General features: G+C 42.5%; 14 protein-coding genes. All 14 read right to left on the reverse strand.

All coding sequences use genetic code 11. The features are described from left to right. Window positions 1–165: 165 nt before the first annotated feature. Entirely contained in the window at window positions 166–792 is a 627-nt protein-coding gene (locus HOO90_RS05900; protein ID WP_292840746.1) for a helix-turn-helix transcriptional regulator, read from the reverse strand. Between the two features lie 17 nt (window positions 793–809). After that, complete coding sequence (locus HOO90_RS05905) at window positions 810–1,367, reverse strand: type II secretion system protein (protein ID WP_292840749.1); 558 nt, start codon at window positions 1,365–1,367, stop codon at window positions 810–812. Beyond that, complete coding sequence (locus HOO90_RS05910) at window positions 1,361–1,750, reverse strand: type II secretion system protein (RefSeq protein WP_292840751.1); 390 nt, start codon at window positions 1,748–1,750, stop codon at window positions 1,361–1,363. Before HOO90_RS05910 ends, HOO90_RS05905 begins: the two co-directional genes overlap by 7 nt. Next, window positions 1,737–2,237, reverse strand: a complete 501-nt coding sequence (locus HOO90_RS05915) for a type II secretion system protein (protein WP_292840754.1) — start codon at window positions 2,235–2,237, stop codon at window positions 1,737–1,739. The genes HOO90_RS05910 and HOO90_RS05915 overlap by 14 nt, the downstream gene beginning before the upstream one ends. Window positions 2,238–2,242: 5 nt before the next feature. Then, complete coding sequence (locus tag HOO90_RS05920) at window positions 2,243–4,141, reverse strand: secretin N-terminal domain-containing protein (protein ID WP_292840757.1); 1,899 nt, start codon at window positions 4,139–4,141, stop codon at window positions 2,243–2,245. A 9-nt stretch (window positions 4,142–4,150) separates the two neighbouring features. Then, window positions 4,151–4,654 carry a hypothetical protein gene (locus HOO90_RS05925; protein WP_292840760.1) on the reverse strand — a complete coding sequence of 168 codons (504 nt, stop codon included), beginning with the start codon at window positions 4,652–4,654 and terminating at the stop codon, window positions 4,151–4,153. Window positions 4,655–4,657: 3 nt separating this feature from the next. Further along, a complete protein-coding gene (locus HOO90_RS05930) occupies window positions 4,658–5,200 on the reverse strand; it encodes a GspMb/PilO family protein (RefSeq protein WP_292840762.1) in 543 nt (180 codons plus the stop codon). Then, window positions 5,197–6,558, reverse strand: a complete 1,362-nt coding sequence (locus HOO90_RS05935; RefSeq protein WP_292840765.1) for a PilN domain-containing protein — start codon at window positions 6,556–6,558, stop codon at window positions 5,197–5,199. Before HOO90_RS05935 ends, HOO90_RS05930 begins: the two co-directional genes overlap by 4 nt. Then, window positions 6,539–8,200 (reverse strand): GspE/PulE family protein, encoded by a 1,662-nt coding sequence (locus tag HOO90_RS05940; protein ID WP_292840768.1) that lies wholly within the window; start codon window positions 8,198–8,200, stop codon window positions 6,539–6,541. Before HOO90_RS05940 ends, HOO90_RS05935 begins: the two co-directional genes overlap by 20 nt. Continuing rightward, window positions 8,200–9,393 (reverse strand): type II secretion system F family protein, encoded by a 1,194-nt coding sequence (locus HOO90_RS05945; RefSeq protein WP_292840770.1) that lies wholly within the window; start codon window positions 9,391–9,393, stop codon window positions 8,200–8,202. Before HOO90_RS05945 ends, HOO90_RS05940 begins: the two co-directional genes overlap by 1 nt. Before the next feature lie 14 nt (window positions 9,394–9,407). Continuing rightward, the gene (gspG, locus tag HOO90_RS05950; RefSeq protein WP_292840773.1) at window positions 9,408–9,833 is read right to left on the reverse strand and encodes a type II secretion system major pseudopilin GspG; all 426 of its coding nucleotides are present in this window, start codon (window positions 9,831–9,833) and stop codon (window positions 9,408–9,410) included. Window positions 9,834–9,945: 112 nt separating this feature from the next. Next, window positions 9,946–10,677 (reverse strand): heme-binding protein, encoded by a 732-nt coding sequence (locus tag HOO90_RS05955; RefSeq protein ID WP_292840776.1) that lies wholly within the window; start codon window positions 10,675–10,677, stop codon window positions 9,946–9,948. 234 nt (window positions 10,678–10,911) lie between these two features. Then, the gene (gene flgL, locus HOO90_RS05960; protein WP_292840779.1) at window positions 10,912–11,817 is read right to left on the reverse strand and encodes a flagellar hook-associated protein FlgL; all 906 of its coding nucleotides are present in this window, start codon (window positions 11,815–11,817) and stop codon (window positions 10,912–10,914) included. A 42-nt stretch (window positions 11,818–11,859) separates the two neighbouring features. Next, a complete protein-coding gene (flgK, locus tag HOO90_RS05965) occupies window positions 11,860–13,821 on the reverse strand; it encodes a flagellar hook-associated protein FlgK (RefSeq protein WP_292840782.1) in 1,962 nt (653 codons plus the stop codon). Between the last annotated feature and the right edge of the window lie 26 nt (window positions 13,822–13,847).

A 13,847-nucleotide genomic window follows, 5' to 3' on the forward strand; every position in this document is an offset into this window, starting at 1 on the left:
TAACTATGACATAAAGCTAATGCCTATAATGAGCGATAAGCATAGCATAGGTTGTTGATTTACAAGTTCGAATCTTGCTGTCCCGACCAAAACTTAAAATGAGTTACTTGTTGTAAATTAAAGCCTGCTGTTTAGCGGGCTTTTTAATTGAATAACTCTTTTTAATTATCTATTTCTGCGGTATTCCAAAGCCAGACTAACCAACTCATGAAGCTTTCTTACATCCATTTTCTTGAATATACTTTTTAAATATTGTCTGACAGTTTCGGTGCTGATTTCCATTACTTCGCCCACTTCCTGAACGCTTCTTCGCTCTGTGAGTAAGATTACACATTCGATTTCTCTTGGTGATAAGTTGAATCCCGATTTTAAGCGGTCTGCCCAGCGTTCGTAATTTATTTCTAAATCTTTAATTAAAATGAGCGCATGGTGCCCGTCACGCCGTTCATCAGTTTGTTTGGGCAGTTGGCTAATCGATAGGTAATAGGGCTTGTCTTGCTGATTTCTATGTATGTATAGGCTCACTGAGTTTTCTTGGGTATGGTTTCCATTAATTGCATTTTGGATAGCTTTTTGTAATCTCTGGTTGTCTGGTATTAAATCAGCTACCAGACTATTGTTGATTATATTTAGCCCATTGTGATTTTCTAGTAATGTTTCGGCTGATATTGAAGTGAATAAGACCTCAGCGCGGCATGAAACAATAATGATAGCTTGACCAAGCTGATCTAAGCCTTGTTCTAGGATTTTGCCATGCCAAATTTGCTCTTGATTTACATTTTTTTCTTGCATTTACAGTTTATCGCCAATTATTCAATATTGTGAGTGAGTGAATTGTCTGGTTCGCTTTCTTCGTTATTTATTTCAGTTGTTTCATCTATTTCAGACTCTTTTTTTGGTACATCGGGTTTAAATATAAATTTAATGTTGGCATATTGTGTAATCGGCTCCGACTGGTTTTCTTGATACTCATTAATAATTTTTGTCGATAAGATGAGCGCTTGCGATTGACTAAATACACCGCTAATCTGCCCTTCTTGGTTTTTAATTAAACTCCAATCTTGCTGGTTATTTAATGGGTCATTGTATATTTTTCTTAAATGCCGAACAGGCGCTATAAAACGTTTATCTAATATTAACTCGTCTAGTTTAGTTGGTAATGTTTTGATGCCATTGGGCGATTGATGATAATAGCTGGCAATGGCACGTTGATATTGTTTTCCTATAAATAGCCAGTCTTGCTCTTTTTCCCGTTTAATTAATGTATCTTCATTTTGTGATACTACTGCTAGGCTTAACGAAATGGCGGCCAGCAGAAAAAGCACCCCAATATAGGCAAATCCATTCTGATCTGTTTGATTTACCATGTGTTATAGGCTTCACCGCTTCGCGAGGCGGTGGTGGCGCCACTTGCTACGTCATAAACGCGATTACTATTGTCTGGAGGCGCAATAATCAACCAAGTATCCGTCATCTCGGTAATAGGGTCGGCTGGAATAAAGCGTAAATAACGCTCTGATACCAAGGTTTGTAAATTGATAGGATATTCACCTTTGTCAGTATGATAGTGATCTATCGCCTCACGCATTTCTTTCAGATTTTGTTTTAGTGCAGTTTCTTTGCCGCGCTCTAACCCGTCAAAATAGCGCGGCATTGCAATGCTAATAATCAAGGCAATGACCGCCATGACTACGGTTAGCTCGATAAATGTAAATCCTTTAGGTTTATACAAGTTGTCACCATTGGCCATAGGGAATTCCATTCAGTCCTATTTCACTGCTTAGTGAATATACATCAAAGACATCATCACCCTCGCGTGGGTTGTCTGCATCGCTTGAGTAACTACGCTTACCCCAGGTGTCTGCAGGGGCCAACTCGTTTTTTAAAGCTACGCTCCTGGTGAACATTGGGTCAGCAGGTATATTTCTTAAAAATCGCAATTTTTTCTTTTGCGGATCCGTTATATCTTCTACACCGTTGACTAAATCTTCTAAATTATGTGGATAACCGCTATCGCCAATCGATTTTTTAATTTTGCCCTGGTCAGCGGAGACCTTGTATTCATCAATCGCAGCACGTATTTGTCTCAAATTCTGCTTTAATTCGCTTTCTTTTTTTCGTTGAATATTTTTTTCAAGATAAGGTACCGCAACCGAAGCCAGCACAGCGAGTATGGCAATAACGAAGACCAACTCTACATACGAGAAGCCATTTCGTTTAGTTGCGAAGTAAGCCATGATTATTAATCCGCGGGATTGTTACTAGGCGCTGCTTTTTGATCTGAATTCAAGCCACCGCCCAAAGAGAAACCAGGCGGCAATGGCAAGTTAATATTTTTCGGGGCATCATCTCGATTTACAGGGCTAGTGGCCGCTGGTGGTTTAGGCACCATAAACGGAGATGCGCCGTTTAAAAATGCAGGCGAAGGCGATTGACGACCTGTTTGCCCTTCAGGTCCTGTCCAAATATCTGCTTCGTGAGCTTGCTGAGGCGTGCGTTGGCGGATGATGTGCGGGGTAATGGATAATATGATTTCAGTTTTAACTTTGTCGTCGGTGTGATTTGAAAACAATCGACCCAACAACGGAATATCACCAATACCAGGAATTTTATTGATAGTTTTTCTATCTTGATCGTCAATTAAGCCTGCCAGAATTTGTGTTTCGCCATCATGCAAACGTAATTGTGTTGTTGTCATGCGAGTACCCACACGAAACGCGATACTTTGGCTGCTTCCCGAAGTAGCAACCACTTTGTCGCCTATTGAGCCCACATTTAGATTGATTTTAATTGTGACATCATCGGCTGCACTAATCGTAGGTTCAACTTCTAGTTTTAGTCCTGCATCAATATATTGCACCGTTTGCGAGCTTACGCCAGTGGAAGCAACATTTGCAGTAAAAACAGGGACTTTTTCGCCAATATGAATTTTTGCTGTGTCTTTATTTTTAACGCGAATACGGGGGTTGGCTAATAAATTCACATCGCCATTCGTGGCGTTAAACACCAATCCAGGAATGCCATTGACCACTAAAGTATTGCCAGTAACATTTCGTAAATCTTTTAACGTTAATATACCTCCTGCAGGTACAGGTACGCTCAGACCTGTCGGCGGCTCAACACCTAAATTCTGCAAGTAACTACGTTTAACTTCCATGACCTGTAATTCCAGCATCACTTCAGGATCTGGTTTGTCTTGGGCGTAAATGATTTTTTCAGCCAGTGCGAGAATTTCAGGGGAGTCTTTTATTAGCAAAGTGTTTAGGCGTGTGTCGATTTCTACGTTGCGCATATTGAGCATGGTGCGCAATATCGTGCTCATTTGCTTGGCATCAGCATAATCTAAGGTGAAACTACGCACACTAAGATCTTTGTAGTCACGTTGGTGCAATATATCGTTGACATAAATAATCGCTGAATTCTCACTTAAAACTTTTTTCTCCAGCTGATTGGTTTGTAGTAATAAATCTAGAGCGTCGCTGAATGGGATGGCTTTAACGAATATGGTGGCGTTTTGATCGCTTGGCACATCTTTATCGAGGATGAAGTTGACTTTGCTAATCTTTGCCAGCGATTCAAATATCATTTTTAAATTAACATCTCTAAATTCCATCGTCACCGGCTCATTAAAGCTTAATTTTTTCGTTAATTTTGCTTTATTAACAGCAGCTTGCTGAGCAAGTAAAGTATTGAAGAGAGGTAAGGCTTTTTTGTGTTTTGGACTTTCTAGCAACACAGAGCGCAATTTATTGAGTGCAAGCTCATTCTCATTTTTATTAATTAAATCTTCAGCTTCGGCAATGATGCTGTCGTGTTTTTTTGCAGTTTCAATTAAGGAAAATCCCTGAATTGCGCGCAAGTTACCAGGGTCATATTGCGCTAAATCATGATATAAGACTGCGAGTGCTTCATAGTCGTTATTCTGCCAAGCTTCATTTTCATTGGCTAATAGCGCATTAATTTTTTTATCACGTTCTTTAATGTTAGCCAATTTTTCTGGCACTTGTGCTGCTAGCATCGGGTTTTGCAAACGATTATCCAAATTAGTATCTTTTTGGAGTTTTGGCGTTGGTGTTTGGCAGGCAATCAACTGCAATATCAGTAAATATAAGCCTAATTTTTTTAATTTTATATTTTTCATGGTGGCTTCCTAATGATCTGTCTGAGCGCTTAACGTTTGTATTTGATTGAGTGGTAAATATGAAAACTGAATTTTTAGGTTTCCCATATTTTCATTAATGGCTTCTACTTTATATTGACCAAGTAAAATATCACCTACTTGAATGTGCATTACCTCACCCTGAGACTCCAACATGACACCACCAGAGGCGCCAGCAAGCATGCGTCCTAAATATTTAAAGGGTAGGGCGGGTGCAACTGGAGTGGAAGCATTCGACGCTACGTATCGTATTGGGGGCGATACTTCTTTTGCAGGGACTGAAAATAAGTTTTCCTTACTGGGAGTTAGCGCTCTTGTTTTTAGTAGCAGTTTTACTTCATTCGCTGCTAGCGTTTGTGAGTGAATAGGGATTGAGTTCAAATTACGTGTTGGTAATGAAATCTCGCTGGTCATTTCATGCTGATAGCGATGCCATGTGAGACCTAGCGTCACAAGCAAGGCGGACCATAGCAGTAAATTTCGTTTCGTCAGCATAAATTAAGGTCGCTTAAAATAAAACGTAAATTGAATACGCGCTTCTACAGCTTCATCTAAAGCGTTTTCGCGGCTTAGGTTAAGTGATTCAATGGCTACAAATGGCATCGTCCGCTGTACAGTGTTTAAAAAACGATGAATCTCAGGGTAAGAGGCAAGCACACTTAATTCCACTTGGTAACGATTCAGTGGTTGATGAATATTATCTTCCGTTTTATACGTCACTTCGTTTAAAAAAAGCTGTTGGCGCTTTGCAATATCGACCAATTCATTCAGTTTGCTCGCACGCGTTCCTATGCTCGGGAAGGATGCTATATATTCATTTACTTTTGCGTCCGGCTCAGCGGTAAACTGAGCGGGCCGTTGCTGCAATGTGGCGGCTTGTTGCAAAGCGATTAATCTGTTGGCAAGTGGTTGATAAGCTAAGAAATAGGCCAGTACTGTGCTTAATAATAAAAGCAGGCTAAGCTTCCCCACTACATTCAGTGATTCGAGTGTTCTGAAAAGTTGCCATTTAGTTTGGGCAATTAAGGTGGTGATATTCATATACGCCACACCAAATTAATATCAAATACATAGAGTAATTTGGCTTGATCATCTTCTAAATGTTGGCTTACCAGCACGGCATCAGAAAAATGGCTGTTCGTGCGAAGCGCATCTAAAAAATGTGTCAAATCCGAAAACTCTGCAGTTTGGCCAGTCAGTTTGATTTCTGCTCGGTTTTTGTTGGGGCTGATACTTAAGATGGCGATCTGTGGGTTAGCTAATTTTACAGTTTCAAGTGCGGCTAACATTGGCATCCACGGTAAATCGAGTTGGCGTTGCACCTGCTGCGCCAGTTTTATTTTTTCTTCTGAAGCCGAAGTGGAACTTAAATTTGGCTTGGTGGCTAATGTCACTGGTATTTTACTTTCAGCAAGAATTATTTGTTTTGTTGTTTGCTGGTATTGGCTGTATAAAAAGCTTGCGGCAAGTAGTGCAATAGCCAGCAAACCCCAAGCTGAAAAACTGTGATTTGTTTGAGATTTTTCAGAAAAATCCAGATTGATTTTATTGGCGCTATGCTGCAAAGGCAAGTCTGCCATCCACAAGGCATGCGCTTTTTCAGCAGTAGTCTTAAGCATAATTTTCTGCTTTTTACTTTGGGAGTTTTGCCAAGTTTTATGGAATGCGGCAGAAATGTAGCTATCAATTTGCCTAGGCTGTTCGTTGGCTACTGCCTGCAACATCTGACGGCTAATTAACTGTTCTGCTTTTTCATATTCAAGCCCTGTCGGCGGTGAGTCTACAATAATTTGTTGCCAAACATTATTGTGTGTTCGGCATAAGACCAAGCGTTCTGGCTCGGCGATAAGGGCCCAGTCATGATTTGGTTGTGGCGTGATATTAAGCAGTGTCATGAGCAATGGTTGTACAGAACCAATTGTAAAATTGAGCAATTTTGAGCTTGATTCTAGTTGTACAAGCAAACTTTCATCGACTGCAGCTGCAACGACGGTTTCACCATAAGCTCCAATGTTTAGTGACACTCTCCAGGTTTCGGCCACTGCACCGTATTGTTTGCGAAATGCATGCTGGGCAATAGCCAGCCAGTCTTTTCTTGCAAATACTGCCTCTTGCCATGGTAAGACGAGGTAGCGAATCATGGTATTTGAGAGCAGTACGTGCACTTGTAGATGTTCTAGTAAGGCTTGATTTTCGATTAAAACTTCGGCAAGTTGTGCCGAATTTGACCATAGAAAATTATTCTGAGTGAGTAGCTTGGCCGGAGCATTGGCGACCTTAAAAGCAATACCATGCTTGCTGATGGCTAATGTGCCATGTTTGGTCCAGAGTCCATTTCTAGACCACAGCCTATGTTTAGACCATAATTTAGATATGAATTTAGACCAGGGGGGCAACACGTTGCACCTCCTCTAAGGTGGTTTCGCCAGCAAAGGCCATTTGTAAAGCGGCATCGTGTAAAAAGCGCGTACCTTTTTTAGAGGCTAATTCTTTAATCTGCCGTATTGAGGCGCGGCTTGCAATTAGTTCTCTTAATTCATCGTCTAAAAGTAATATTTCAGCCACCGCATGACGGCCTTTATAGCCTGTGCCACGGCATGCTCCGCAGCCCTTGCCGTGCTTAAGCGTAGCACTGGCAGGAATGCTTAAATTTTTTACATTGGCTGACGCAATCGTGACTGGTTCTGAGCAGTGTTTGCAGACGGCACGTAATAAACGTTGGGCCACTACAATATTAAGCGCAGAAACAAAACTGTAAGGGTCTACCCCCATGTTCAAAAAACGGCCTATTACATCAAATGCGTTATTGGCATGCACCGTAGTAAATACCAAATGCCCAGTCAGTGCTGATTGCACGGCGATTTGTGCGGTTTCTGCATCGCGAATCTCCCCCACCATAATGCGGTCTGGGTCGTGCCGTAAAATGGAACGTAAGCCGCGTGCGAAAGTGAGGCCTTTTTTCTCATTAACTGGAATCTGTAAAACGCCTGCCAATTGATATTCGACAGGGTCTTCAATGGTAATGATTTTGTCATCGCCACGATTGATTTCACTGATGGCCGCATAAAGTGTGGTGGTTTTACCACTACCCGTTGGCCCCGTAACTAACACCATGCCATACGGTAAAGCAAATTGTTCGCGCATAATTTGCATAGTCTTAGCATCAAACCCCAGCACATCCAAGCGTAGGCCAGTAGCTTGCTCGGCCAAAGTTTGTTTGTCCAATACACGTATCACTACATCTTCGCCATGAATGCTGGGCATCACGGATACCCGAAAATCTACATCACGTCCACGGTAAATTGAACGAAACCGGCCATCTTGCGGTACGCGCTGCTCGGTAATATCAAGTTCTGAAATGACTTTGATGCGCGAAATGACTTGCTCGGCGAGTATTGAATCGTTGATGGCTCCGACTTGGCTTAATACGCCATCTAACCGGTATTTAATGACTAGGCCATTCGGTGCGGTTTCTAAGTGAATGTCGCTGGCTTCGGCTTTTAAAGCGTCATATAAGGTCGAGCGTACCAGTTTGATGACAGGGCTGGCGTCACCTTCAATCATGTTCAGTGAGAGCTCTTCAGAGGTCTCAGTATCATTATTTGCAAATGCAGCTTGCCCAATGGCGGTTTGTACGGTGCGTGTGTCCTCTTCTTGCTTGGCAAGATAGGCTGCAATGTCAGCATGGTGGGCTAGGGCGGTGCTGAACGGGGCCCCAATTCGCTCTGTAGCCCAGGTTTGAATGTCTTGGTTGTAGATGTCTGCAAATACAAAAATAAGGGCTTGATTCTCACGCAGTAACACGCATTCGCGCTGTAAAGACTCGGAAAATGAAATGCGTTCAAAAGTGGGTTGCAACATTAGCATTTGCGCAAGCGTGATGTATGGGTAGGCCAAACTATGTGCTAATTTTTGGGTGAATTCGGCAGGCGTAAGCGCGCTGATTTCTTCTAGAACTTCGATTGCACGTTGACCACTTGCTTTAGCGCCACTGGCCGCTTCTAGCAAGGTTTCACTTGAAAAGGTAAGCGTGTTGGACATTATTCAATCCCACTTGCCAGCTCAAAAATTGGCAAGTACATCATTAACACAATGCCGCCAATTAAAATACCAATGACAGCCATGAGCGTGGGTTCAAAGATTTTGGTAAATCTATCCACCCATCGAATCATTTCCTCTTCGTGAAAACTTGCTGCGCGTTCCATCATTTTATCTAGCGTACCTGTTTTTTCGCCAACGTTGAATAAGCGCATAGCCACTGGCGTGGTCAGTTCTGAATCAAATAAGGCTTGGGAAAATTGCTTTCCTTCGGCAATTTGCTTTTTGGCTTGATGCAAATTCGATTTAAGGCCAGCCCCTAGCAAACTTTCGACCATGGCTAAACTATTCATGACTGGAATACCACTTTTTAGCAGCATGGAAAATGTGCGATAAAAGCGTGAAAGATGATAGACACGCACTTTGTTACCTAAAAATGGAATTTTCCATAAGGCGTCGTAGAACTTGGCGCGAATTTCTTGGCGTGAAATCAGTATGACAAGTGTTGTAATTAAACTCACTACCAATACTAAAATAATGGCGCCATACTGTTGTGAAAATTCACCAATCTGCAATAAAAACTGGGTGCTGCTAGAAATGTTGGCTACTTGTGTGGCATAAATTCTACTGAATTTCGGAATCACAAATACGACTAAAAATGCTAATACAAGTAAACCAAAACTGGTCACAATGGCAGGATATACGGAAGCACTGACGATACGCTTTTTGAGTAAATCAACATTTTCCAAATATTGGCTGTACCGCAGCAATGCCTCGGCTAAATCCCCCGTGGTTTCTGCCGCGCTAATAGTGGCGATAAATAATGTTGGAAACGCCGCTACATTGAGCGACATGGCTTGCGATAAAGTTTTGCCTTCCTGCACGGCGATTAAAAGTTGTTGCAAGGTAAGTTTGGTGCTGGGGTTGCTTTCTTTTTCAATCAAAGTTTGCAACACGTCCATGACAGATAAGCCAGCTTCAAACAATACGCGAAACTCTTGGCTAAATAAAATCAGTGGAAATTGTGTAGATTGTTTAGTCAGTTTTTGCAGAAGGGATGAGGTGGTTGACTTAACCTGCAAGACAATCAGGCCTTGTTGTTCAGCCTTATTGCGAGCGTCTTCAATTGATATTGCCTCTAGCTCAAATTGATAAGGAGCCTGTCCTTGTCGAAGCACGCGTAGTTGATATTGCATAATAATCGCTCAATTTAGTCGCTAATGTCTGCATTTTCATCGGTGCCGCCAGAACGGCCATCTGCGCCATAAGAGAATAGATCAAACTCGGCATTTTCTCCAGGAATTCGATAAATGTAAGCATGATCCCAAGGATCATTGGGAACGCCTTTCTCCAAATACGGACCTTTCCATTTGCCATTGCCTTGCGGCGCATTGACCAAAGCCTCTAAACCTGATTCCTGATTAGGGTAAGCACCGTTGTCTAATCGATAAATATCCAGTGCTTTTTTTAATGCGTGTATTTGTGCCTTGGCGGTTTTTACTTCGGATTTACTGAGTTGGCTAAAATACTTTGGTCCAACATAGCTCACTAGCAAGCCAATGATAACCATGACGACTAACAGTTCAAGCAAAGTGAAGCCTTTGATTTTATTAGTAGATTGGTGATAGTTTCGCATAAATCAGCCTTTTTAAAAGTAAACTAGTATTTATTATACTTTATACTTTTATTTTTATTTTTAACAAATAAAAACCCCAGAAAACTGGGGTTTTTATTGAAGTTTCATATTATTAAGGTGCTGAGGCTACAAAACCTGATTGGTCAGCAATTGGTGCGCCTATGCAGGTTGGATGATCACCAAGAGCGCCAAACGCGTTTGTTAGTTTTAGCTTTTCTACTTGGGTAACTGATCCAGAAGGCTCAAGTCCAAGAAGATTCCGAATTTTCCAAACAAAAGCATGGTCAGTGCATGACGTGTCGCCTGACACGCCGATGCCACCGACTTTTACGCCATTTTTGTAAACTGGAAGTCCGCCACCAAATACATTGATGCCGCCAACACGATTGCCTACCAACGGGTCATTTGTTTTGCCGTAGTTAGATGGTGAACCCTTGTAAGCACTTTCAGCGTTTACCGGATTACTTTCTTGCAAACCATACAAACTGCCACCTGGTTGAACTGCAGCAAATAATGCACCGCTAGAAATGGCTAATCCATCTAAGCTAAAGGCATTGCCCGTATTGGCTTTTTGAGCGGAAATAACGCGACTCCCTAACCATTGAGAGTTGCCAGCCAATGAGCCCTTAGTGCTAGTATTCACAACTGAACAAACTTTACCTGTTTCATCTACAAAAGTAGCCCACATATTTAAAGATAAACCACCAGTGCTAGCGGATGCAAGTGCCGCATTAGCTGCACCTTGCAAGGCATTATAAGTAATATCCTTACAAGCCGCATTCGCATTGACTGCAAATACGCTGGCTAATAGAGTGAAAGTTATACCTGCTATTTTTTTGTACATTTTAGTCTCCCGAATTAATGAGATATTGATTAAATTGAAAATATTTTTTTGCAAAAATATTGCAAAGACAATCTTAGTCCAAAAAAATTGAATGAAATATCCCCTAAATAGGGGTATTAATGTGAATTAAAAAAAGCGGGAAACCTAAACGAAGTTAACTAGACTGAAGAATTTGTCTTGTTGATTTTAGTTTGGCTAGGTCAGAATGCAAAAAATTGAACTTGATTTTGCTTTTTAAATGAATTTGAACAACGATAAGCTGGTAACCTGCACAAATGATTTTTGCGCAGCTTCCATAATGGTTTGTTGCTTGGCAAGGTCGGAGAGGGCGCTTGCGTAATCGGTATCTTGTAGTTCAGAAAGCGATTTGCTGTATTGCAATGAACGGTCTGAACCTGCCGTGTCAAGTTTGTCAATTTCGTTGAGTTTTGTGCCAATATCGGCACGGACATTGAGGACATTATCTACGGCACCACGCATCTTGCCCAAGGCGGTGGCTATGCCAGTGCTAAAAGCCGCTTGTGAAGTGGCATCGGTAATAGGTGTATTTAACAGCGTTACGATGTCCTTCAGCGCTGCAAAAGCATCATTGCCGCCTGCTTGAAAAACCGCATTTCCAGTTACATTCACCGCCATTTGCCGTTGTGAATCCACTTGCAGCAGTTGTTGGTTGCTATCGCCCGCATAAGTACCTGCGGCGTCGAAGGGTTTTGTGCTGGTTTTAAACCCCGCGTAAAGGTAATTGCCAGAGGCATCTTGCGTATTGGCCAAGCCGATTAATTGCTCGAGCGAGCCATTTAATTCTGTGCCAATAAAGCTTCTTTCTAAATTTGATAATGAGCCATTACCCGCCGCAACGAGGGATGACTGCGTTGAAATGAGTAGATTGGTGACACTGGTCAGGTTCGATTCAAGGGTGTTGAGTTTCAGTTGTGCTGTTTTACGCGTATCGGCAAATTTGTCATTTATGCCTTGCGCATGCGAAACTTCTAATGCCCTTGCAGAAGCTACTGGGTCATCTGAAGGTGAAGCAAGGCGTTTACCAGTAGAAATCTGTTGTTGTAGTTTTACTTGTTCAGTTTGCAGGTTATTGATTTTTGAAATACCTGACTGATAGATGGTGTTGGTGCTAATACGCATGATTATTTCCTTTAATTACTCATTCCGTCTATCGTCTGCCTGTTATTGTCCAAGCTGCAACAATACATCAAAAAGTTGGCTGGCAATTTGCATCATTTTTCCTGCTGCCTGATATGCTTGTTGATAGCGCAACAGATTCGTTGCTTCTTCATCTAAATTAACGCCAGATTCAGACTGTACGGCAGCGGTGGCTTGCTCGAGCACTTTGGCTTCTGATGCGCCCGTTACTTTTAGTTCGCGGGTTTTATTGCCAACATTATTCACCAATTGACTAAAGGCACTGGAGTAACTTATTTTACTGTTACTGCCAATGCTAGGAATAGTACTTTCACTCTGTAGACTAGCCAGTAACAGGCCATTTCGGTTGTCGCCTGGACCATTGCTGCTATTTGGTGTGATGGTGAATTGGTCACCATTACTAGGCGTACCAGAAATAGCAAAACTTAACCCACCGACAGAAATCGTTGCGCCACTGGTATAGGTTACGGGCGAACCAGCGGGATATGTAGTACTGGTACCGCCAAAAGTCACCGTTACTGGTTGGGAAGATGGCGCGAGTGTAAGTGTGCCTGGAATTCCAGTGTTATAAGTTAGTCCGAGTGGACTCGCCATCGGGCTAGCGCTATAGCTACTAGCAGCCACAGGGGTACTAAGCGTTGCCCCACCAATATTTGCAACATTTGAGCTGGCACTTAGTGCTGGACCGCCAACCGCTAGTTTGCTGGCATCGGTAATGGCTAATTTAATGGTAGTGGCGGCATTAAGTGTCGGCCGAATCACAAAGTCATCGCCTGCATTTACGGTGCCTGAAGCTTGACTAAAACTTAAACCATCAAGGGTTTGTGGCAGACTGGTAAAGCTTTGTACGGATTTGTCCGTCAGGCGCGTAATTTTGTAATTTGTACCATCGTATTGCAGGCGATAGTCGCTACTGGTGAGTGCGCGAGCATCTACAATTTGACTGCTAATGATGGCCGTACCCGTATTGTCGCTATTGCTACTCACCGCAGGGGCTGGAAGGGTAAATAAGGCTCCACCTGGCTTGCCGTTTAAATCAAGCCCTTGTGCATGTTGTGTATTAAAGGTTTCAGCAAGTACCGCGGCAATTTGCCCTACTTGGTTTTGCACAGCATCGAGTGATTCTGCCCGAAATTGTAGTAAACCACCGATGGTGCCACCAGGCAGACTCTCAACACCTAAAACGGTGGTTTTGGTTTTACTTAAATAAGCCACCTCTAACCGACTAGGATCGGTAGGTGAACTTGTGGTTGCTAGGGCATAAGTATCTGCACCTACCACCAGCGGCAAGCCATTACCTACGAATATATTGTAGCTACCTTTATTTTGAGGCACTACCGTGGTTTTGATTTGTTTGCTGAGTTCAACAACTAATTGATCTCGTTGATCCATCAAGTCATTTGGTGGATTCCCCGTCGCGCTGACGGCTTTGTCGATTACATCATTCAGGCTGGCAATCTGTTTAGCATAAGAATTGACCAACCCAACTGTAGAAGTCAGTTGCGAGTTAACGCTATCACGAATTTCATTCAGACGATTGCTGGTACTTTGAAATCGGCTAACTAAAGATTGGGTATTGGAGAGCATTGTCTGCCGCGTTGGAATATCGCTCGGGTTGGCAGATAAGTCTTGTATGCTACCAAAAAAATCTGTTAGTGCTGGGTTTAAGCCAGCGGCAGCATCCGACAACATATTGTCGATACTACTCAGTTGTGAGCTATAAGTATCGATAGCAGTGCTAACAGACTGACTATTAATTACTTGCTTCGCTAATATCTCGTTATAAACCCGCGACACAGCAGAAACTTCTGTACCTTGTCCGACATAGCCATAGCCGAAATTTTGCGATTGTGCCGCAGACTGCACTACGACTTGTCTAGAATACCCAGGTGTAGACGCGTTGGCGATGTTGTGACCAGTCGTACTCAGGCCAACCTGAGCGGCTGAGAGGGCGCTTTTTCCGATACTTAGTATATTAGAGGCCATGATATTTACTCTTTAGAAAAACAGTG

Origin of the sequence: Methylotenera sp. (genome assembly GCF_013141425.1) — a bacterium.
Taxonomy (GTDB): Bacteria; Pseudomonadota; Gammaproteobacteria; order Burkholderiales; family Methylophilaceae; genus Methylotenera.

Bases quoted from the DNA above. Each gene is read 5' to 3' on its own strand.
- HOO90_RS05900 (WP_292840746.1), bottom strand. From the start codon at position 792: ATGCAAGAAAAAAATGTAAATCAAGAGCAAATTTGGCATGGCAAAATC.
- HOO90_RS05905 (WP_292840749.1), bottom strand. From the start codon at position 1,367: ATGGTAAATCAAACAGATCAGAATGGATTTGCCTATATTGGGGTGCTT.
- HOO90_RS05910 (WP_292840751.1), bottom strand. From the start codon at position 1,750: ATGGCCAATGGTGACAACTTGTATAAACCTAAAGGATTTACATTTATC.
- HOO90_RS05915 (WP_292840754.1), bottom strand. From the start codon at position 2,237: ATGGCTTACTTCGCAACTAAACGAAATGGCTTCTCGTATGTAGAGTTG.
- HOO90_RS05920 (WP_292840757.1), bottom strand. From the start codon at position 4,141: ATGAAAAATATAAAATTAAAAAAATTAGGCTTATATTTACTGATATTG.
- HOO90_RS05925 (WP_292840760.1), bottom strand. From the start codon at position 4,654: ATGCTGACGAAACGAAATTTACTGCTATGGTCCGCCTTGCTTGTGACG.
- HOO90_RS05930 (WP_292840762.1), bottom strand. From the start codon at position 5,200: ATGAATATCACCACCTTAATTGCCCAAACTAAATGGCAACTTTTCAGA.
- HOO90_RS05940 (WP_292840768.1), bottom strand. From the start codon at position 8,200: ATGTCCAACACGCTTACCTTTTCAAGTGAAACCTTGCTAGAAGCGGCC.
- HOO90_RS05945 (WP_292840770.1), bottom strand. From the start codon at position 9,393: ATGCAATATCAACTACGCGTGCTTCGACAAGGACAGGCTCCTTATCAA.
- gspG (WP_292840773.1), bottom strand. From the start codon at position 9,833: ATGCGAAACTATCACCAATCTACTAATAAAATCAAAGGCTTCACTTTG.
- HOO90_RS05955 (WP_292840776.1), bottom strand. From the start codon at position 10,677: ATGTACAAAAAAATAGCAGGTATAACTTTCACTCTATTAGCCAGCGTA.
- flgL (WP_292840779.1), bottom strand. From the start codon at position 11,817: ATGCGTATTAGCACCAACACCATCTATCAGTCAGGTATTTCAAAAATC.
- flgK (WP_292840782.1), bottom strand. From the start codon at position 13,821: ATGGCCTCTAATATACTAAGTATCGGAAAAAGCGCCCTCTCAGCCGCT.